Below are 19,335 nucleotides of genomic sequence, written 5' to 3'. Positions count from 1 at the left end.
CGGCTCAAGGTGCCCAGTAGATGTTTACCGGCATGGGGCTGCACTGCAGCCAGGCATAGAGCGGCAGATCCTGAGACGCAGGCTCATCCGCCAACACGGCGTCAATCAATTCGCGCTTACGCGCGCCAAACGCCAGCAAACCCAACCATTGCCCACGCTGCAGCATGGCCAGGTTCAGCGATAAGCGCTCACTGGGGGCTTGTGGCGCCTGGGCGGGTAACGCCGCCGGCTCAGCAGCTGGGTCGAGTGCTGCCGCCAGCCCCGGCATGCCGGGAAACAACGAAGCAATGTGGCCGTCCTCGCCCATCCCCAACAACACTGCGCTAAACGGCAGCCACTGCTTCAACTGCTCGCCCCACGCTAACGCGGCCTGCGTCAGCGTGGCACCCTGGCGCGGGTCTAGGCAATGGGCCTCAGGCAACCCCTGCTGCAACAAATTCCAATTGCTCTCGGCTGCCTGCGCCGGCACCCAACGCTCATCACTGGGACTGAGGTCGATACGCCTGCCATCCAGCTGCTGCGCCAGCAACGGCAGCAACGCTTGCGGGCTGCTGCCGCCGGGCAGCACCAACCCAGCACGCGACTGCGTCGCCAAGGTGGCCTGAATGTGTGTCGACAGAGCGAGGCTCAGCGCTTGCAAACAAACATTGCGCTCGGCATAGCAATGCAACAAATTACAGCCCATAAGTAACCTCGTCTAAGCTATCGACCTGTCATAAGCCCACGCAATAATGCACCTTTTGCAGTAGTAGCCAACGCTCTAGCCATGAGAAATCTGTTTTGAATGTGTTGCTGCGCGTCCTTTTGTTATTGCTGCTGCCGACACTGGCTCAGGCCACAAGCCTGCCTCTGATAGCCAGCAATTCGCCGCTACTGCCCGGCCCCAGCATGCAAGTCTGGGTAGACCCTGAGGGCACGGCAGACATAAACAGCGTTCGCCAGCTCCCAGCCTCTGCCTGGCAACCTGTGGCGCGCCGCGATGCCAGCTTCGGCTACAGCCAATACGCCTACTGGCTGCGCGTCAGCCTGCAAAACCCTAGCAATGAGGCGATCAACTGGGTCCTCCTGATCGGCAATCCGCTGCTTGATCGGCTGGATGCTTACGGGCTAGACGGCGACCGCGTTTATAAAGCCGGTGATCAACGACCCTTTCACCAGCGCTGGATCGATAACCGCCAACTGGTGTTGCCATTCAGCCTAGCGGCCGGGGAAGAGCGTGAGCTCATACTGCGCATGCAGACTGAAGGCGCGGCCAATCTCAGTGCCAGCTTGATGAGCGCGGAAGCCTTCAACCACCACGAACAACGCATGCTCCTGCTGCAAGGGCTATTTTTTGGCGCCCTGCTGGTCATGCTGATCTACAACTTGTCGATCTTTAGCATCACCCGTGATCGCAACTACCTCTGGTACAGCCTGTTTGTCGCCAGCTTTAGCGTCTATCAGTTTATTCAGCTGGGATTTGCCTTTCAGTGGCTTTGGCCAAACTCGCTGGCCTGGCAGCAACTGAGTTTCCCCCTCAGTTCAGCCCTGGCGACCCTGTTCGGCATTTGTTTCACCTACGGCATTCTCGACCTCAAGAGCCAGCCACCCACCTACACCCGGATCAGTCGCACCTTACAGGGCTGCAGCCTGCTGGTAATGGCGCTGGCCCTGACTGCGCCTTACCAAGTGGCACTGTTCGGTAGCTTTGCACTGCTGATCGTCTGCGCGATTGCCGGCTGCATCATCACCGCACTGCGCTGGCGCGCAGGTTATGCGCAGGCCAAATTGTTTGCCCTCGGCTGGTCAGCACTGGTTATCGCCAGCCTGTTTAGCGTACTCAGCGGCACAGGGGTGATTGCCAACTCACTGCTGACCCTGCACGCCCAGCAGATCGGCAGCCTGCTGGAGCTGGTGATTTTCTCGATCGCCCTCGGCTCACGTATTCGCCAAGCCCAAAACGATTACCAACTGGCCCAGGTACGCCTGTTTGCCAACGAACACCAACTGCGTATGGAGCAAGCCAAAAGCCTGAACTTGCAACGACAGATCAATGAAGGCCTCGAAGCCCGCGTACAGGAGCGCACGGCCTCGCTGGAGCAGGTCCTAAACGAGCTTTCAACGGCCAACCAGCAGCTGGCCGAACTCAGCCGTCGCGACAACCTCACCGGGCTGTTCAATCGTCAGGTACTCAACGAAGAACTGGAGCGCATGCTCGCGCAGGCCAAGCGCAGCCGGCAGTCGATCGCCGTATTGATGATGGATTTAGATCACTTTAAACAGGTCAACGACCGCTACGGCCACCTGCTTGGCGACGCCTGCCTAAAGCACGCCGCACAGCGCATGCAGCAGCGCATGCGCGGCAACGACCTGCTGGTTCGCTTTGGTGGCGAAGAATTTGCGGTGGTGCTCGGTGATACTGACCTGTTCGGCGCGATGGATCTGGCTGAGCAGCTGCGTGAGGACCTGGATACTCATCCGTGCCAGCAACAAGGGCTGAGCATTGGCCTTAGCCTTAGCATTGGCGTCTACGCGCTGATTCCTGATGCTACGTGCAGTCGCGAACACCTGCTGCAGCAGGCCGATCAAGCGCTTTACCGGGCCAAAGCAGCCGGGCGCAACCAAGTCATCGGCCAGGAAAGCAATGCACTGGATGACGCCTGAAACTGACAGCGCTCGCGCTTCAGCGCCTCTAACGACAAGTCCACTGAGAAAGCGGCACGCATAATCAAGCAGCGTAAGGAGTTAAGCCCGTGCGGCACACACTCAATCTCTCGCCGCGCAGATTTATCAGGCGCTAGAAAAACAAAAGGGCCATTCAGTTAAGAATGACCCTTCAAAGTCCCGCAAAGCGGGCAAAAATGGCGTCCCCTAGGGGACTCGAACCCCTGTTACCGCCGTGAAAGGGCGGTGTCCTAGGCCACTAGACGAAGGGGACGAAACCTTCGAAAAACAAGGCCAGCTTTACGCTGGCCCGTGGCAGTGTAGTTACTGCTTTAAATTGGTGGAGATAAACGGGATCGAACCGTTGACCTCTTGCATGCCATGCAAGCGCTCTCCCAGCTGAGCTATACCCCCAGATTTATCGCCTCTCGGCTCACAGCCCAAACCAGCACTGCTTTTTGAAACTGGCGTCCCCTAGGGGACTCGAACCCCTGTTACCGCCGTGAAAGGGCGGTGTCCTAGGCCACTAGACGAAGGGGACGTAACCCTTCTACAAACAACCAGCTACTGGAGCTGATTGTGGCAAGCCTTTCGGCTTTGAAGATGGTGGAGCTAAACGGGATCGAACCGTTGACCTCTTGCATGCCATGCAAGCGCTCTCCCAGCTGAGCTATAGCCCCATCTCAAGGACGGGGCGCATGTTAAGAGCGCACCCCGCCTCTGTCAACATTATTTTCACCAACAAGCCTATTTTTTATGCTGACAGAACAACCACTTACCCAATCCCGGCCGGCTTACACAAAACCGACCGGCGGTACACAGCAATCAGCCGATGCTGGCCAGCAGCTTTTCCCACTCTTTGTTTTCTTTCTTCGACACACCACCGAGCAGCTCAATGGCCTGACGCAGACGGAAGCGGGTCAGGTCCGGACCAAGGATTTCCATGGCGTCGAGCACCGACACAGAGCTGGCCTGACCTGTAATCGCGGCAAACATCAGCGGCATGGCGTCGCGCAGCTTCAACTCCAAGTGTTCAACCACGGCCTGAATGCAGCCAGTGATCTGGTCTTTTTCCCACTGGCGCAGCGCTTCAAGCTTCCACAGGATCAACTGCATCACCTGACGCACCTGGTCGGCCGAAAGTTTTTTGTGCGCGAACAGTGCGGCATCCGGCGCTACGCCACCGGCGAAGAAGAAACTGGCCAGCGGGGCAATCTGGCTGAAGGTTTCCACCCTTCCCTGCACGTGCGGGGCAATCTGCATCAGGTAGTCGCTGTTAAAGGCCCACTTCTGCGCGCCGGCGGCAAATTCTTCAACGCTCAGCTCACGCATCCACTGACCATTGAGCCAGGACAACTTCTCCAGATCGAAGATCGGCCCACCCAAGGACACCCGGTTGATATCGAAGTGCTCGACCATCTCGTCAAGGCTGAACTTCTCGCGCTCATCGGGCATCGACCAGCCCATGCGGCCGAGGTAGTTGAGCATCGCCTGCGGCAGGTAGCCCATGCGCTCGTAGAAGGTGATCGAAGTCGGGTTCTTGCGCTTGGAGAGCTTGCTCTTGTCCGGATTACGCAGCAGCGGCATGTAGCACAGATGCGGCTTGTCCCAACCAAAGTATTCGTAAAGCAGAATCAGCTTGGGCGCCGATGGCAGCCACTCTTCGCCACGCAGTACGTGGGTGATGCCCATCAGGTGGTCATCGACCACGTTGGCCAGGAAGTAGGTCGGCAGGCCATCGGTCTTCATCAGCACCTGCATGTCCATGCGATCCCACGGGATCTCTACTTCGCCACGCAGCATGTCTGGCACCACGCACACGCCGTTAGTCGGCACCTTCATGCGCACGACGTTCGGCTCGCTGGCTGCAAGGCGCTGCTGCACCTCGGCGGCCGACAGGCTCATGCAATGGCCGTCATAACGCGGCGTCTGCTTGGCTTCCATTTGCTCAGCGCGGACCTTGTCCAAGCGCTCGGCGCTGCAGAAACAGTGGAAGGCATGACCCTTCTCTACCAGCTCGGCGCTGTACTTCTGGTAAATGTGACCGCGCTCACTCTGCCGATACGGACCGTGCGGGCCGCCAACATCCGGACCTTCACTCCACTCGATACCCAACCAGCGCAGGGCGTCGTAAATCTGCTGTTCCGACTCACGGGTCGAACGCACCTGATCGGTATCTTCGATGCGCAGGATAAATTCGCCACCATGCTGACGGGCAAAGCACAGGTTGAATAGGGCGATATAGGCGGTGCCTACGTGCGGATCACCAGTGGGCGACGGCGCGATACGGGTACGAACGGTGGTCATGGCAGCTCTCAGAGGAATGTGCAACGGGCAATCGTTTCAAGGGCGCGATATTAACAGGCTGGCCGCCGCTGGCTCCAGCAACCGGCCATCCGATAGCGGCAAACTGGCCATCAGGAAATCCAGAAAGGTTTTCACCTTCATGGCCTGGAAGCGCCGTGAAGGATAGACCGCATACAACTCACCGACAGGCAGGCAGGCTTCTGGCAACAGCTCAATCAAGCGGCCTTCTGCCACCGCCAGCGCGGTGATCATCACCGGTAGACCGGCAATCCCCGCGCCCGCCAGCGCCGCCTCACGGGCAAAGGTGATGTTGTTGCACGCCAATGCGCGTTGACAGGTAATACTTTCACCCAGCAACGGCCAATAACGCGGCGAGTCATTGGGCAGCACAATCGCCCGATGCCCCAGCAACTCCCCCGTCGCCCTTGGCGTACCGTGCAAGGCCAGGTAGTCGGGACTGGCATGTAACCGGCGGCGGGTCTCAAAGAGTTTGCGCGCGATCAGCGTGGAGTCCTGCGGCTGACCGACCAGAATGGCGATATCCACGCCCTCCTCAACCGGATCGACATGCCGCGACGTCAGCTCCACTTCAGCATTGATCTGCGGATACAGGCGCATGAAATCACCCAGCACGCGCCCAAGAAACAACTGGCCAAACTCAATCGGCGCGGTAATGCGCAGCAGGCCGGAAGGCTCCTGCTGCAGTTGCATCACCGCCTGCTCAGCTTCGGCAAAGTCGAGCATGATCTGCCGACACCGCTCGTAATAGGCCTGCCCCACCTCGGTCAGGCGTAATTTGCGCGTGGTGCGATTGATCAATCGCACCCCAAGACGCTCTTCCAGCAAGGCGATGCGCCGACTGACGGTCGACTTCTGCATACCCAGCCCCTGCGCTGCCTGGGTGAAACTGTGGCACTCGACCACCCGCGTGAAGATCAGCGCATCATCCAAGCCCATGATTGTTCCCTATAAGCAACAAAGTTTATGAAGTCTAACGACTACAGGCGCTAAAGGAACACTGGTAAATTTGCTTACACTTTTGCCCGAGCCTCGAGCGCACGCTATGCCCGCCCAACTTAAACGCCGCCTGTTCATCTTCCTGACCATTCTCGCCCTGATTGCCGCCGCTCTATTCGGCCACTGGCTGCTGATCGGGCGTTACCTCGAAAGCACCGAAAATGCCTACGTTCAAGGGGAAATCACTCGCGTATCCAGCCAACTTGGCGCCCGCATTGAGCAAGTGCTGGTGCAGGACAATCAGTACGTTGAAAAAGGCGAGTTGCTATTGGTGCTGGAAAGCGCTGATTTTGAGTTGGCCAAGCAACGCGCTATCGCCACCCTGGCGACCCACGAAGCCGAACTCAGCCAGGCGCGCAGCACGCTGGAGCAACAAGCCAGCCTGATAGCCGCCAGCCAGGCCGATGTTTCGGCTAGCGAAGCCACCCTAGGGCGCACACAGATCGACCTTTCCCGCGCCCAAGCCCTGCGCAAGCCAGGCTTCGTCTCCGAAGAGCGCGTGACCACCCTGGCCGCCGACAGCCGTATCGCCCGCTCGCACGTCAGCAAAGCCCAGGCGGACCTGCAAGCCCAGCGCCAGCAGATCAACACCCTCAATGCCGAGATCAAGCGCCTGCAAGCACAGATCGCCAGCGCCCGCAGCGACCTGGCGCAAGCCGAACTGAACCTCACACGCACGCAGATTCACGCCCCAATCAGCGGCTTTATCGGCCAGCGCGCCGCACGTAACGGCCAAGTCGTTCAGGCCGGCGCTTACCTACTGTCGCTGGTGCCGGATCAGGACATCTGGATTCAAGCCAACTTCAAGGAGACCCAGATCGGCCGCATGCGCCCCGGGCAGAGCGCCGAACTGACCTTCGACAGTTATCCCGATACACCTATCGAAGCGCGGGTAGAGAGCCTGTTCGCGGCGTCCGGCGCACAGTTCAGCCTGCTACCGCCGGACAATGCCACCGGCAACTTCACCAAGGTGGTGCAACGCATCCCGGTGAAACTGACGTTCGCCGCAGACAACCCGCTCAAAGGGCTGATACGCCCAGGCATGTCGGTCGAAGTCACCGTCGATATCAACGACAACGCTCGCCATGGCGGCTGATGCCCTGCTTCGCCCCACTGGCGAACCGAGCCGGCGTGACTGGATTGCGGTGATGAGCGCCATGCTCGGCGCATTCATGGCCGTGCTGGACATCCAGATCACCAACTCTTCGCTGAAGGACATCCAGGGCGCGCTGTCGGCCACTCTGGAGGAAGGCTCGTGGATCTCCACCTCCTATCTGGTCGCGGAAATCATCATGATCCCGCTCACCGCCTGGCTGGTGCAGTTGCTCTCGGCGCGGCGCCTGGCGGTGTGGGTATCCGTCGGCTTTCTGTTCTCCTCGCTCCTTTGCTCGCTGGCCTGGAGCCTGGAGAGCATGATCGTCTTCCGCGCCATGCAGGGCTTTACCGGCGGCGCGCTGATCCCGCTGGCGTTTACCCTGACGCTGATCAAACTGCCCGAGCATCACCGTGCCAAGGGCATGGCGCTGTTTGCCCTGACCGCCACCTTCGCGCCGTCAATCGGCCCCACACTTGGCGGCTGGCTGACCGAAAACTTCGGCTGGGAATACATCTTCTACATCAACGTGCCGCCGGGCCTGCTGATGATTGCCGGGTTGATGTATGGCCTGGAAAAGAAAGCCCCACACTGGGAAATGCTCAAGAAAACCGACTATGCCGGCATCCTCACCCTGGGCCTCGGGCTCGGCTGCCTGCAGGTGTTTCTCGAAGAGGGGCATCGCAAGGATTGGCTAGAGTCCAGCCTGATCAGCGGCCTGGGCAGTGTGGCGGCGATCAGCCTGGTGCTGTTTTTCATCCTGCAGACATCCAGACCCAACCCACTGATCAACCTCGGCGTGCTGCGCGAGCGCAACTTTGGCCTGTCGAGTATTTCCAGCGTCGGCCTCGGCATGGGCCTGTATGGCTCAATCTATGTGCTGCCGTTGTACCTGGCGCAGATTCAGGGCTACAACGCCCTACAGATTGGCGAAGTAATCATGTGGATGGGCGTACCGCAGTTGTTCCTGATCCCCTTTGTGCCACTGATGATGAAAAAGATCTCGCCGAAATGGCTCTGCGCCATTGGCTTTGGCCTGTTCGGCGGCGCCAGTTTCCTCTCCGGCGTTCTCAATCCGGACTTTGCCGGCGAGCAGTTCAACCACATCCAGATCATCCGCGCACTCGGCCAGCCCTTGGTGATGGTGACCATCTCGCTGATCGCCACCGCCTATGTGATGCCGCAGGATGCTGGCTCGGCTTCCAGCCTGTTCAACATCCTGCGCAACCTCGGCGGCGCCATCGGTATCGCCCTCCTCGCCACCCTGCTCGACAGCCGCGCCAAGGTGTATTTCGACTACCTGCGCGAGTCGCTAGTACCGAGCAATCCGCAAGTCGCCGAGCGCCTGGCCCTGTTAACCGAGAAGCTCGGCAGTGAGCAGGCCGCCCTGGCCAAGCTCAGCGAAATCACCCATCAGCAGGCGGCGATCATGGCCTACAATGACGCCTTCCATTGCATTGGCATCGCCCTCGGCATCAGCATGCTCGCCGTGCTGCTGACCCGTAAGCTGCCTGCCGGCGCCACAGGTGGTGCCGCTCACTAATCCATACCCTGCGCCGGTTCTCGGCGCAGCGTTGTTTCAGGTTACCCATGTCTGAGTCCGCTGCACGCGCCCGCACACTGTTGCTGACAGGCGCTTTTGCCATTATTTACCTGGGCTGGGGCACCACCTACCTGGCCAACCACTTCCTGCTGCTGGAACTGCCACCGTTCGTCATCGGCAGCCTGCGCTTCTCCCTGGCCGGGCTATTGGCCCTGGCGTGGGTAATTCTCAGCGGCCAGCTGCGTATTCAGCGCAGCGATTGGGGCGGCATACTGCTGGGGGGCTTAAGCCTAATTACAGTCGGCCAGGGCGCCTTGATCTACGCCAACCAGTATTTGCCGACCGGCATGCTCGCCATGCTCTACACCACCCTGCCGTTGTGGAGCGTGGCGCTGGAATGGCTGCTCGGGGAGCGCCCACCGCTGTGGGTGATGTGCGGCCTGGCGCTGGCCTGCAGTGGCATCGTGCTGCTGATGAATAACGGCCTGGGCCAGAGCGCCTCAGCTGAACAGTGGTTCGCCGGCCTGTTGGTGGTCGGTGCCACACTGCTGTGGGCCTGCGGCGCCTGGCTATTGCGCCAGCGCCCGCCATTTCGCTCCAGCTGGCTGGGGCTGAGCCTGCAAATGCTGATCGGCTCACTGCTGCTGGGCTTGTTCGGCCTTTGGCATGGCGACTGGCAAAGCCTCGACCTGCATAGCCTGAGTGCTAACGCCTGGCTCTGGCTGGCATACCTGGTACTGCCAGTGAGCCTGGGTGTGTACCCAGCCTATTTCTGGTTACTGCGCGAAGTGCGCCCCAGCCTGGTATCGACCTTTGCCTTTGTGAATCCAGTCGTCGCCCTGCTGCTGGGTTACCTGCTGCTGGACGAACATCTTAGCGTCGTAGCCATGCTCGCCTGCGGCATTACCCTGGGCGGCGTGGTGCTGATTATTTTCGGCCGCCGCTAGTTAGCGCTGATTTGTGGGAGGGGGCTTTAGCCGCGAACAAAGCAGGCGCCTTGTCGCGGCTAAAGCCCCCTCCACAGTCAAGCAATCAGACTTGTAGCAGGCGATCGCGCAGCTTCTGGATCTCATCACGCAGCTGCGCGGCGGCTTCAAATTCGAGGTCGCGCGCCAGGGCATACATTTTCTCTTCGAGCTGGCGAATGCGTTTCGTGATCTCGCTAGGTGAACGCAGCTCGTTCTCGTAACGCGCACTTTCTTCCGCCGCCTGCGCCATGCCTTTGCGCTTCTTGCTGCGCGCACCGGGCACAACAGCGCCTTCAAGAATGTCCTTAACGTCCTTGAACACACCCTTGGGGGTGATGCCATTGGCTTCGTTGAAGGCAATCTGCTTGTCGCGCCGACGTTCGGTTTCACCAATCGCCCGCTCCATCGACCCGGTCATGCGGTCGGCATACAAAATCGCCCGACCGTTGAGGTTACGCGCGGCGCGGCCAATGGTCTGGATCAACGAGCGCTCAGAGCGCAGGAAGCCCTCTTTATCGGCATCGAGAATCGCAACCAGCGAGACTTCCGGCATATCCAGGCCTTCGCGCAGCAGGTTGATCCCCACCAACACATCGAAGGCACCGATGCGCAGGTCACGGATAATCTCCACCCGCTCCACGGTATCGATATCCGAGTGCAGGTAGCGAACCTTAACGCCGTGGTCGGCCAGGTAATCGGTCAAATCCTCGGCCATGCGTTTGGTCAGGGTGGTGACCAGAACACGCTCCTCAATCGCCACGCGCTTGTGGATCTCCGAAAGCAGGTCATCGACCTGGGTCAGCGCCGGACGCACCTCGATCTGCGGGTCGACCAGCCCGGTCGGCCGCACTACTTGCTCAATCACTCGCCCGGCGTGCTCGGCCTCGTAGTTACCCGGCGTGGCCGAAACGAAGATGGTCTGCGGGCTGGCCGCTTCCCACTCTTCAAACTTCATTGGCCGGTTGTCCAGCGCTGAGGGCAGACGGAAGCCGTACTCGACCAGGGTTTCCTTGCGCGAACGGTCGCCCTTGTACATGGCGCCGACCTGCGGCACCGAGACGTGGGACTCGTCGATCACCAGCAGCGCTTCGTCCGGCAGGTAGTCGTACAAGGTCGGCGGTGGCTGACCGGAGTCGCGCCCGGAGAGGTAGCGCGAGTAGTTTTCGATGCCGTTGCAGTAACCCAGCTCGACGATCATCTCCAGATCAAAACGGGTGCGCTGCTCCAGGCGCTGCGCCTCCACCAGCTTGTTGTTACTGCGCAGGTACTCCAAACGCTCAACCAGCTCGACCTTGATCTTCTCCACCGCCTCCAGCAACACGTCACGCGGGGTGACGTAGTGGCTTTTCGGGTAGAAGGTAAAGCGCGGCAGCTTGCGGATGACTTCGCCGGTCAGCGGGTCGAACGATGAAATGCTCTCCACCTCATCGTCAAACAGCTCGATGCGCACGGCTTCCAGATCGGATTCCGCCGGGAAGATATCGATCACATCGCCGCGCACGCGGAAAGTCGAACGGGCGAAATCCATGTCGTTGCGGGTGTATTGCAGATCGGCCAAACGGCGCAGCAAGGCGCGCTGGTCCATTTTGTCGCCGCGGTCGACGTGCAGCACCATTTTCAAATACGACTCAGGGCTGCCCAGACCGTAGATACACGACACGGTAGTGACGATGATGGCGTCTGGTCGCTCCAGCAACGCCTTGGTCGCCGACAAGCGCATCTGCTCGATATGGTCGTTGATCGAGGCGTCCTTCTCGATAAAGGTATCGGAGGACGGCACATAGGCTTCCGGCTGGTAGTAGTCGTAGTAGGAAACGAAATACTCAACCGCATTGTTCGGGAAGAAGCTCTTGAACTCGCCATACAGCTGCGCGGCCAGGGTCTTGTTCGGTGCCAGGACCAGGGTCGGGCGCTGAATCTGCGCGATCACATTGGCGATGGAAAAGGTCTTGCCCGAGCCGGTTACGCCGAGCAGTGTCTGATGCGAAAGACCCGCCTCCAGGCCCTCAACCATCTGCCGAATCGCCTCCGGCTGATCGCCGGCCGGCTGAAAACGGGTGACTAATTGAAACTCGGACATGACTGACCTCGGCAAGTGACTGTGACGCGATCTGAAAGCCTACGTCATAACACTGAAATGCATGCGCGCGCTGTCGCGACACGCGTTATGGGCCGGTATACTACCGGGCCACTTACGCAACCCCTAGTGCCAGTCGTAGCGGGGTGTTGCTTAATACTTACCTTCCTCTTCGAGTTGCCGCATCCCATGAGCCTGTTCTCTGCCGTCGAAATGGCGCCGCGCGACCCAATCCTGGGCCTCAACGAAGCATTCAACGCTGACCCTCGTACCACCAAGGTCAACCTGGGCGTCGGTGTTTACACCACCGAAGAAGGGCGCATCCCGCTGCTCCGTGCAGTGGCCGAAGCGGAAACTATCCTGACCGCAGCCCATGCGCCACGTGGCTACCTGCCGATCGAAGGCATTGCCGCCTATGACCAAGCCGTGCAAACCATGCTGTTCGGCAAGGGCTCGCCACTGCTTGAACAAGGCCGCGTGATCACCACCCAGGCCATTGGCGGTACCGGTGCGCTGAAAGTCGGTGCCGACTTCCTCAAGCGCTTGCTGCCTGACGCCACCGTCGCCATCAGCGACCCAAGCTGGGAAAACCACCGCGCGCTGTTTGAGTCCGCCGGTTTCCCGGTGCGCAACTACCGCTATTACGACGCTTTCAGCAACGGCGTTAACCGCGGTGGCCTGCTCGAAGACCTGAAAAACCTGCCTGTGCGCTCCATCGTCGTGCTGCATGCCTGCTGCCACAACCCGACGGGCGTAGACCTGACCCTGGACGACTGGAAAGCCGTGCTGGAGATTCTGCGCGAGCGCGAGCATGTGCCCTTCCTCGACATCGCCTATCAAGGTTTTGGCGATGGCATTGAGCAAGACGCCGAAGCTGTGCGCCTGTTTGCTGAGTCCGACCTGACCTTCTTCGTCTCCAGCTCGTTCTCCAAGTCGTTCTCCCTGTATGGCGAACGCGTGGGCGCGCTGTCCATCGTGACCGGCTCGCAAGAAGAAACCGGGCGCGTGCTGTCGCAGGTCAAGCGCGTGATCCGCACCAACTACTCCAACCCGCCGACTCACGGCGCCAGCGTAGTGGCCACTGTGCTCAATAGCCCAGAATTGCGCGCCATGTGGGAAGCCGAGCTGGGTGAAATGCGCGAGCGTATTCGCGGCATGCGCATGGCCATGGTCGAGCAGCTGGCGGCGCTAGGCGCTAAACGCGACTTCAGCTTTGTGGCACAACAGCGCGGCATGTTCTCTTACTCCGGCCTGACGACCGAACAAGTCGAGCGCCTGCGCAACGAGTTCGGCATCTACGCTGTGGGCACCGGACGCATCTGCGTGGCGGCACTCAACCAGCGCAATCTGCCTGCCGTGACCCAAGCCATCGCCGCCGTCCTATAAATTCAAAGGGGAAGTCATCAAGGGCTTGACTTCCCCTTTTGAATCAGTAGGATACGCGCCATCGTTCCGCGATAGCTCAGTCGGTAGAGCAAATGACTGTTAATCATTGGGTCCCTGGTTCGAGTCCAGGTCGCGGAGCCAGTTGTTCATCGGGGTATAGCGCAGTCCGGTAGCGCGCCTGCTTTGGGAGCAGGATGTCGGGAGTTCGAATCCCCCTACCCCGACCATTTTTGGGTCGCGATACAAACTAAAAGCATCATTGGTACTTAACCAATGGCTGATAGGTTTGAATCAAGCACCACGCAGCATTTCAAGCACGCTTGAAAACAAAAACCCGCCTAGTGCGGGTTTTTTATTGCTTGCCATCCACGGATAACCATCCCTCAGGCCGTCGCCAGGCTACGTTGAAAACTGTTGTTGATTGGCCCGCCAATGACGGCATCGGCAGCCAACCGAACCAATTACCAAAAGCTATTAAATCCATTCATACACAACATTTCTCCAATCAACCCTGAGCAACTAGGCTAGACCTCAATAAAGAGTAATTCTCAATTGAGGTGCAGCATGCTTAAGACTCTAACCTTCACCCTGATGCACTTTTGCATTGCCTTCGCCGTAACTTACGCCCTGACCGGCAGCATCGCCGCCAGCGGTCTGGTGGCCGCCATCGAGCCGCTGTGCAACTCAGTGGGCTTCTACTTCCACGAGAAAGTCTGGCAGCGCATTGAAGGCCGTTCAGTGGCGAACGATGCACGGCCGAAACATGCCTGGTTGCATCACCAAGCCTGAGTGATTAATGCCGGCATAAAACAACTGAGCCACGCACAAAAACAGCCCGCCAAGTGCAGGGGCAATCCGCTACTATGCGCGGCTCAGCCACCACACGCGCCCGCTCATGCCCGCCACTTCCCGCTTTCCTGCAGCGCCTTACCTGTTTGCCTGCCTCCTCGGTCTGCTAGCACTTTTCGGCCTGTGGTTTGGCATTGGCCAATCGCTTGAGTTGGCCGATGCCGCGACCCCGACGCACAAGCTGCAATGTGCGTCCTACACGCCGTTCGACAAAGATCAGTCGCCCTTCGATCAGCCCATCCAATTGCGCCCCGAGCGCATGGACGCAGACCTGGCAATACTGGCCAAGCGCTTTGAGTGCCTGCGCACCTACTCGGTGACCGGCCTGGAAGACTTGCCGAATATGGCGCGCAAGCATGGCTTGAAATTGATCGTCGGCGCCTGGGTCAGCCGCAACCCCGCCGACACCGCCGTTGAAATCGCCAACCTGGTCAAAGTCGCCAACGCACACCCGGATGTTGTCCAGGCGGTGATCGTCGGTAACGAGGCCTTGCTGCGTAAGGAAGTCACACCCGAACAACTGGTGGCGCTGATTGAGCAGGTCAAGGCACAGATCAAGCAACCCGTGACCTACGCCGATGTCTGGGAGTTCTGGCTCAAGCACCCGCAAGTCGCACCGGCGGTGGACTTCATCACCATCCACTTGCTGCCCTACTGGGAAGACAACCCCGCGGGCATCGAAACCGCCCTGCATGAAGTCGCCGAGGTGCGTCAGACGTTTGGTAAAGCCTATGCGCCGAAGGACATTCTGATCGGCGAAACCGGCTGGCCCAGTGAAGGCCGTCAGCGCGAAACCGCCGTACCGAGCCGGGTCAACCAGGCGAAATTCATTCGCGGCTTCGTCGCCATGGCCGAACAAAACGGCTGGCACTACAACCTGATCGAAGCCTTCGACCAACCGTGGAAACGCATCAGCGAAGGCGCCGTGGGCGGTTACTGGGGCCTGTATGACGCCGACCGGCAGGACAAATCGATCCTCGCCGGGCCCGTTTCCAATCTGCCGCACTGGCCGGCCTGGTTGGCGCTGAGCCTGGGCCTGTTTGCCACCACGCTGCTGCTTGCCGGCCGCCCACACTCACCCCGCGCTGCACTGCTGTTACCGCTGCTAGCGGCGCTGGGCGCGGCCTGTATCGGGTTGTTTGCTGAGTTAGCGCTAGTGACCAGTCGCTACCTCGGCGAATGGCTCTGGGCCGCCGCACTGATCGTGCTGAACCTGCTGGTACTGAGCCACGCAGCGCTGTTGCTGGGTCGCCATGATGGCTGGCGCGCTCGCCTGCTCCATTGGCTGCACAGCCGTGGCGCACTTTGGCTGGCGCTGAGCGGCTTTGCCGGCGCGGTGATGATGCTGGCGCTCGTGGTGGATGCTCGCTACCGCAGCCTCCCCAGCGCCGCACTCTTGCTGCCGGCACTGGTCTATCTATTCCGGCCGGTGGCCGGTTATCGCCGCGAAGTAGCCCTGCTGGCCCTGCTGATCGGCGCGGGCATTGCACCGCAGTTGTATCAGGAAACCCTGAGCAACTGGCAAGCCCTGGGTTGGGCCATGACTTGCGCGTTGCTGGTCGCCGCGCTCTGGCGCAGCCTGCGGGCCAAACCACAAACCGCCTGATCAGGCGGTTTGTGGCGCGCGCACCCAGCGCAGTAGCGCCAGCACCACTGCAAATACCGCAAGGCTCGCGCTGTACAGCACCAGCGCCGGCAGAGCGAGCAGCAATGCAGGCACTGCCAGGCGCTTACCCCAGGCACCTGGCAGCACAAATGCCAACACGGCACACACCAACGAAGCCCAGGCCAATACCCCGAAGTGGATCAACCAGCCAAGGCTTGCGCGCACCTGGCAAGCCAACTGCTGCGGGGCATCGACGCATAGACCGACCCACTGCGCGCCTTCCATCAACTGATAACGCAGCGCAACGCTCAGCGCCAAACACAGCGCGGCCGCGATCAACAGAGCCGTACTGGACAGGTAACGGGACATAAGCAAACCAGGCAGATAAGAAGGGCGCGTAGGATAAGCTGAGGCGGCAGCGATAACACGCTCAAGATCGCCTATTTAAGGTCGCTGCGGCTAAAATCCAGCCATGCTTATACGCCGCCTAATACTGCTCACCGCCAGCCTACTCGGCCTTTGGATGCTGTGGGTCATTCTGCTGCCCACGCCCAGCAACCTGCCAGCAAGCACATCAGTGAGCAACGGCAGCTGGCGCGTGGCCGAATACACCGTCAGCGCCCTGCAAAGCTTCCAGCTGGAAGCACGCATTCTGGCCCGCGAAGACTATTACCTCGACCGTGGTGCCAAGCTGTCGCCGACCGACCTGGCGCTTGGCTGGGGGCCGATGGCCGACCCCGAGGTCGTGCGCCATATCAGTATCAGTCAGCGCAACCGCTGGTACTTTTGGCGCGCTGAGCAACTGCCCATTGCGCGCCGTCAAATCGAGACGCACAGCGCCAACATGCACCTGATCCCCGCCACCCCCGAAGTGGCCAAAACCCTGGCACAGCTCAAAGAGGGCCAGCAGATTCGCCTGGCGGGCCAACTGGTGCGCGTTGATGGTGACGACGGTTATCGCTGGGTCAGCTCGCTCAGCCGTGAGGACACCGGCGACGGTGCTTGCGAACTGATCTGGGTCGAACAGCTGGCTGTACTACCCTGATCATCCCGGCGCTCAACAAAGCGGCGCCTAGCTGAGGATGAAGCGTCTATAACTAAACGGCACTTGGTCGGGCTTATGTGGTCAAATCGATCCGCATTGCACTGCGACACCAGCAACAGCCCTCGCTCTCAAGAGATTTAGCCATGCCGTATTTCCTTCGCCTGCTTGCCCTTCTCGGCTGCCTGGCTCTGGTCACTAGCGCCAGCGCCGCCGACATCGACGCTGACAGCTATGGCTACCCCATCAGCAACGCCTTTGAAGCCACCCTGGTAACAACCCCGCCAGAACTACGCCCAAAGCTGCCGACAGATGCCGATATCAACCAGCGTGATTACCAGATCAAACTGCGCCCGGGGCGTGAATTTGAGCTGCCGGAAAACTTCTGGCCCGTCACCAAAATGCGCTACCGCCTGGCCAAGCAACGTGGCGAGGCACCACTGATCTTTATCATCGCCGGCACCGGCGCGCATTACGCCAGCAGCACCCCGGAGTACCTGAAGAAGCTGTTCTACGGCGCCGGTTATCACGTGGTGCAACTGTCATCGCCCACCAGCTATGACTTTATGTCCTCAGCCTCGCGCTTTGCCACACCGGGCATTACCCGTGACGATGCAGACGATCTGTACCGCGCCATGCAGGCAGTTCGCGCTCAGCATCCGCGGCTGAAAGTCAGCGCGTTTCACCTCACCGGCTACAGCCTGGGCGCCTTGCAGGCGGCGTTTGTCAGCGAACTGGATGAAACCCGTCGCAGCTTCAACTTCAAGCGCGTTTTGCTACTCAACCCGCCGGTCAACCTCTACACCTCGGTGACCAACCTCGACCGCATGGTGCAAACCAAGGTTAAAGGGATCGACAGCAGCACCACCTTCTACGAATTGGTACTGGGCAAGCTGACCCACTATTTCCAGGACAAGGGCTACGTTGATATCAACGACGCCCTGCTCTATGACTTCCAGAACTCCAAGGAGAAACTCAGCGACGAGCAGATGGCCATGCTGATCGGTGCGGCGTTTCGCTTCTCCTCCGCCGACATTGCCTTTACCTCAGACCTGATCAACCGCCGCGGCCTGATCACCCCGATCAACTATCCAATCACCGAAAACACCAGCCTGAGCCCGTTCTTCAAGAATGCGCTGAAGTGTGACTTTGATTGCTACCTGACCGAACAAGTGATCCCGATGTGGCGGGCCCGCTACGACGGCGGCAGCCTGGCGCAACTGATCGACCAGGTCAGCCTATATGCCGTGGCTGACTACCTGAAAAACAGCAGCAAAATTGCCGTCATGCATAACGCCGATGACGTCATTCTCGGCCCTGGCGACCTGGGCTTTCTACGCCGCACAATGGGCGAACGCCTGACTGTTTATCCGCTGGGTGGCCATTGCGGCAACCTCAACTACCGCGTCAACAGCGACGCCATGCTGGAGTTTTTCCGTGGCTAAGCCTATTTCCCTTGCCGTGTTTTTTAGCCTGCTGCTGGCCAGCAACCTGGCCTGCGCAGAGCACACGACCGACGACGACGGCTTCAAGCAGCCGATGCAGCACCTGCAATTTAACCCAGGCCTAGACCAGCGTGAATTCGAGCGCTCAACCCTCAGCGCATTGAATGTTTATGACCCATTAGAGTCGTGGAACCGCCGCGTTTACCACTTCAACTACCGCTTCGATGAATGGGTATTTCTGCCGATTGTCGATGGTTACCGCTACATCACGCCCACGCTGGTGCAAACCGGCGTCAGCAACTTCTTCAGTAACCTGGGGGATGTACCCAACCTGCTCAACAGTGCGCTGCAGTTCAAAGGCAAACGCACCCTGCAAACCACCGCACGCCTACTGTTCAACACCACCATTGGTGTCGCCGGCCTGTGGGACCCGGCCACGCTGATGGGCCTGCCCAAGCAGAAAGAAGACTTTGGCCAGACCCTCGGCTATTACGGCACCCCAGCGGGGCCTTACCTGATTCTGCCGCTACTGGGCCCATCCAACCTGCGCGATACCGGCGGCTTGGTTGCTGACTTTGCGGCGAAAAGCCAGGTTAACTGGCTGAATGTCGCCGAGGTCAGCACTAGCCATCCGGAAATCACGCTACTGGAGGTCGTAGACCAACGCTCAACGGTGAACTTCCGCTACGGCCAGCTCAACTCGCCATTTGAGTACGAGAAAATTCGCTTCTTCTATCACGAGTCGCGCAAGCTGCAGATTGCCGAGTAGCTTGACCCAAGGGCCGCCCCAAGGTTTTAACCTGATGCGGCCTAGCACTACTGGAGAACAAGGGTCATGCGCGTCGCCCAACTGGCAAAAGCTGCGGCAGTCAGCAGTGAGACCGTACGCCACTACACCGACCTTGGTCTGCTCAGGCCCACACGCAACCCGGATAACCGCTACCAGCAGTATTCCAATGCGGACCTGCAACGCCTGCGTTTTATCGCCCGCGCCCGCCGCCTGGGTTTTAGCCTGAAAGACACGCAACAAATCATCAGCAGCGCCGATAACGGCCACGCACCGTGCGCCGAGGTGCGCGACTTATTACACGAACGCTTAGCTGCGTTGCAGGCGCATATCGAGGAATGCCAACGCCTGGCGCTGGTGATGCAAAACGCCTTCAACGACTGGGCCGACAAGAACGATTGCGCCCCTGACGGTCAAGCCATTTGCCGTTTGATCGAAGACTTCGAACCGCAGATCGAGCGCCGCCCAGCGACACCCTGCCCCGCCCACTAACCAAGCTGCCTGAGATCTCGCAAGCTAGAGTCCTGCAAGGCGCTACGTTAGTAACAGCCTCCGGCTGGTCAAAACAAGCG

16 protein-coding genes and 6 tRNA genes are annotated in these 19,335 nt (G+C 59.7%); 13 read left to right on the top strand and 9 right to left on the bottom strand.

Annotation, left to right across the window (positions count from 1 at the left end):
* Positions 1-4: 4 nt before the first annotated feature.
* Entirely contained in the window at positions 5-685 is a 681-nt protein-coding gene (locus N1078_RS09320) for a 6-phosphogluconolactonase (protein WP_274087895.1), read from the bottom strand.
* 203 nt (positions 686-888) lie between these two features.
* Here N1078_RS09320 and N1078_RS09315 point away from each other — a divergent pair, with 203 nt between their 5' ends.
* Entirely contained in the window at positions 889-2,643 is a 1,755-nt protein-coding gene (locus N1078_RS09315) for a sensor domain-containing diguanylate cyclase (protein WP_274087894.1), read from the top strand.
* 198 nt (positions 2,644-2,841) lie between these two features.
* Here the strand turns inward: N1078_RS09315 and N1078_RS09310 are convergent.
* From N1078_RS09310 to N1078_RS09285, 6 genes are all read right to left on the bottom strand, one after another.
* A tRNA-Glu gene (locus N1078_RS09310) sits at positions 2,842-2,917 on the bottom strand.
* Between the two features lie 64 nt (positions 2,918-2,981).
* Positions 2,982-3,057: transfer RNA gene (locus N1078_RS09305), tRNA-Ala, on the bottom strand.
* 51 nt (positions 3,058-3,108) lie between these two features.
* A tRNA-Glu gene (locus N1078_RS09300) sits at positions 3,109-3,184 on the bottom strand.
* Between the two features lie 63 nt (positions 3,185-3,247).
* Positions 3,248-3,323: transfer RNA gene (locus tag N1078_RS09295), tRNA-Ala, on the bottom strand.
* A 145-nt stretch (positions 3,324-3,468) separates the two neighbouring features.
* Complete coding sequence (gene gltX, locus N1078_RS09290; protein ID WP_274087893.1) at positions 3,469-4,950, bottom strand: glutamate--tRNA ligase; 1,482 nt, start codon at positions 4,948-4,950, stop codon at positions 3,469-3,471.
* Positions 4,951-4,986: 36 nt separating this feature from the next.
* Positions 4,987-5,907, bottom strand: a complete 921-nt coding sequence (locus N1078_RS09285; protein WP_274087892.1) for a LysR family transcriptional regulator — start codon at positions 5,905-5,907, stop codon at positions 4,987-4,989.
* 106 nt (positions 5,908-6,013) lie between these two features.
* Here N1078_RS09285 and N1078_RS09280 point away from each other — a divergent pair, with 106 nt between their 5' ends.
* Genes N1078_RS09280 through N1078_RS09270 form a run of 3 tightly spaced genes read left to right on the top strand, consistent with a single transcriptional unit; the run spans position 6,014 to position 9,550 of the window.
* A complete protein-coding gene (locus tag N1078_RS09280) occupies positions 6,014-7,063 on the top strand; it encodes an HlyD family secretion protein (protein WP_274087891.1) in 1,050 nt (349 codons plus the stop codon).
* 49 nt (positions 7,064-7,112) lie between these two features.
* Entirely contained in the window at positions 7,113-8,603 is a 1,491-nt protein-coding gene (locus N1078_RS09275) for an MDR family MFS transporter (protein WP_274088005.1), read from the top strand.
* Between the two features lie 47 nt (positions 8,604-8,650).
* Entirely contained in the window at positions 8,651-9,550 is a 900-nt protein-coding gene (locus N1078_RS09270) for an EamA family transporter (protein WP_274087890.1), read from the top strand.
* Positions 9,551-9,635: 85 nt separating this feature from the next.
* Here N1078_RS09270 and uvrB read toward each other — a convergent pair whose 3' ends face one another.
* Positions 9,636-11,651, bottom strand: coding sequence for an excinuclease ABC subunit UvrB (gene uvrB / locus N1078_RS09265; protein WP_274087889.1), 2,016 nt, complete (start codon positions 11,649-11,651; stop codon positions 9,636-9,638).
* 186 nt (positions 11,652-11,837) lie between these two features.
* Here uvrB and N1078_RS09260 point away from each other — a divergent pair, with 186 nt between their 5' ends.
* From N1078_RS09260 to N1078_RS09240, 5 genes are all read left to right on the top strand, one after another.
* Complete coding sequence (locus N1078_RS09260; RefSeq protein ID WP_274087888.1) at positions 11,838-13,034, top strand: amino acid aminotransferase; 1,197 nt, start codon at positions 11,838-11,840, stop codon at positions 13,032-13,034.
* 65 nt (positions 13,035-13,099) lie between these two features.
* A tRNA-Asn gene (locus N1078_RS09255) sits at positions 13,100-13,175 on the top strand.
* A gap of 9 nt (positions 13,176-13,184) precedes the next feature.
* A tRNA-Pro gene (locus N1078_RS09250) sits at positions 13,185-13,261 on the top strand.
* 337 nt (positions 13,262-13,598) lie between these two features.
* Positions 13,599-13,823, top strand: coding sequence for a DUF2061 domain-containing protein (locus N1078_RS09245; RefSeq protein WP_274087887.1), 225 nt, complete (start codon positions 13,599-13,601; stop codon positions 13,821-13,823).
* A 106-nt stretch (positions 13,824-13,929) separates the two neighbouring features.
* Positions 13,930-15,489 carry a glycoside hydrolase family 17 protein gene (locus N1078_RS09240; RefSeq protein ID WP_274087886.1) on the top strand — a complete coding sequence of 520 codons (1,560 nt, stop codon included), beginning with the start codon at positions 13,930-13,932 and terminating at the stop codon, positions 15,487-15,489.
* Here N1078_RS09240 and N1078_RS09235 read toward each other — a convergent pair whose 3' ends face one another.
* On the bottom strand, positions 15,490-15,858 hold the full coding sequence (locus tag N1078_RS09235; protein ID WP_274087885.1) for a hypothetical protein: 369 nt from the start codon (positions 15,856-15,858) through the stop codon (positions 15,490-15,492).
* Between the two features lie 103 nt (positions 15,859-15,961).
* Here N1078_RS09235 and N1078_RS09230 point away from each other — a divergent pair, with 103 nt between their 5' ends.
* From N1078_RS09230 to N1078_RS09215, 4 genes are all read left to right on the top strand, one after another.
* Positions 15,962-16,534 (top strand): hypothetical protein, encoded by a 573-nt coding sequence (locus N1078_RS09230; protein WP_274087884.1) that lies wholly within the window; start codon positions 15,962-15,964, stop codon positions 16,532-16,534.
* Positions 16,535-16,677: 143 nt separating this feature from the next.
* Positions 16,678-17,976: a serine/threonine protein kinase gene (locus tag N1078_RS09225; protein WP_274087883.1), complete on the top strand. Its 1,299-nt coding sequence runs from the start codon at positions 16,678-16,680 to the stop codon at positions 17,974-17,976.
* A 16-nt stretch (positions 17,977-17,992) separates the two neighbouring features.
* Positions 17,993-18,745: an MlaA family lipoprotein gene (locus N1078_RS09220; RefSeq protein WP_274088004.1), complete on the top strand. Its 753-nt coding sequence runs from the start codon at positions 17,993-17,995 to the stop codon at positions 18,743-18,745.
* A 66-nt stretch (positions 18,746-18,811) separates the two neighbouring features.
* A complete protein-coding gene (locus tag N1078_RS09215) occupies positions 18,812-19,255 on the top strand; it encodes a MerR family DNA-binding protein (RefSeq protein WP_274087882.1) in 444 nt (147 codons plus the stop codon).
* The last annotated feature ends 80 nt before the right edge of the window (positions 19,256-19,335 follow it).

Origin of the sequence: Pseudomonas sp. MIL19, assembly GCF_028680365.1 — a bacterium.
GTDB lineage: Bacteria > Pseudomonadota > Gammaproteobacteria > Pseudomonadales > Pseudomonadaceae > Aquipseudomonas > Aquipseudomonas spirodelae.
Note: the sequence above shows the minus strand (reverse complement) of the source record. Positions and strands in the feature narration are given on the sequence as shown.

What these genes read in the sequence shown, in the direction of transcription:
- N1078_RS09245 (WP_274087887.1), top strand. Translation starts at nt 13,599, where the DNA reads ATGCTTAAGACTCTAACCTTCACCCTGATGCACTTTTGCATTGCCTTC.
- N1078_RS09315 (WP_274087894.1), top strand. Translation starts at nt 889, where the DNA reads ATGCAAGTCTGGGTAGACCCTGAGGGCACGGCAGACATAAACAGCGTT.
- gltX (WP_274087893.1), bottom strand. Translation starts at nt 4,950, where the DNA reads ATGACCACCGTTCGTACCCGTATCGCGCCGTCGCCCACTGGTGATCCG.
- N1078_RS09235 (WP_274087885.1), bottom strand. Translation starts at nt 15,858, where the DNA reads ATGTCCCGTTACCTGTCCAGTACGGCTCTGTTGATCGCGGCCGCGCTG.
- uvrB (WP_274087889.1), bottom strand. Translation starts at nt 11,651, where the DNA reads ATGTCCGAGTTTCAATTAGTCACCCGTTTTCAGCCGGCCGGCGATCAG.
- N1078_RS09285 (WP_274087892.1), bottom strand. Translation starts at nt 5,907, where the DNA reads ATGGGCTTGGATGATGCGCTGATCTTCACGCGGGTGGTCGAGTGCCAC.
- N1078_RS09260 (WP_274087888.1), top strand. Translation starts at nt 11,838, where the DNA reads ATGAGCCTGTTCTCTGCCGTCGAAATGGCGCCGCGCGACCCAATCCTG.
- N1078_RS09215 (WP_274087882.1), top strand. Translation starts at nt 18,812, where the DNA reads ATGCGCGTCGCCCAACTGGCAAAAGCTGCGGCAGTCAGCAGTGAGACC.
- N1078_RS09230 (WP_274087884.1), top strand. Translation starts at nt 15,962, where the DNA reads ATGCTTATACGCCGCCTAATACTGCTCACCGCCAGCCTACTCGGCCTT.
- N1078_RS09280 (WP_274087891.1), top strand. Translation starts at nt 6,014, where the DNA reads ATGCCCGCCCAACTTAAACGCCGCCTGTTCATCTTCCTGACCATTCTC.
- N1078_RS09320 (WP_274087895.1), bottom strand. Translation starts at nt 685, where the DNA reads ATGGGCTGTAATTTGTTGCATTGCTATGCCGAGCGCAATGTTTGTTTG.
- N1078_RS09270 (WP_274087890.1), top strand. Translation starts at nt 8,651, where the DNA reads ATGTCTGAGTCCGCTGCACGCGCCCGCACACTGTTGCTGACAGGCGCT.
- N1078_RS09225 (WP_274087883.1), top strand. Translation starts at nt 16,678, where the DNA reads ATGCCGTATTTCCTTCGCCTGCTTGCCCTTCTCGGCTGCCTGGCTCTG.
- N1078_RS09240 (WP_274087886.1), top strand. Translation starts at nt 13,930, where the DNA reads ATGCCCGCCACTTCCCGCTTTCCTGCAGCGCCTTACCTGTTTGCCTGC.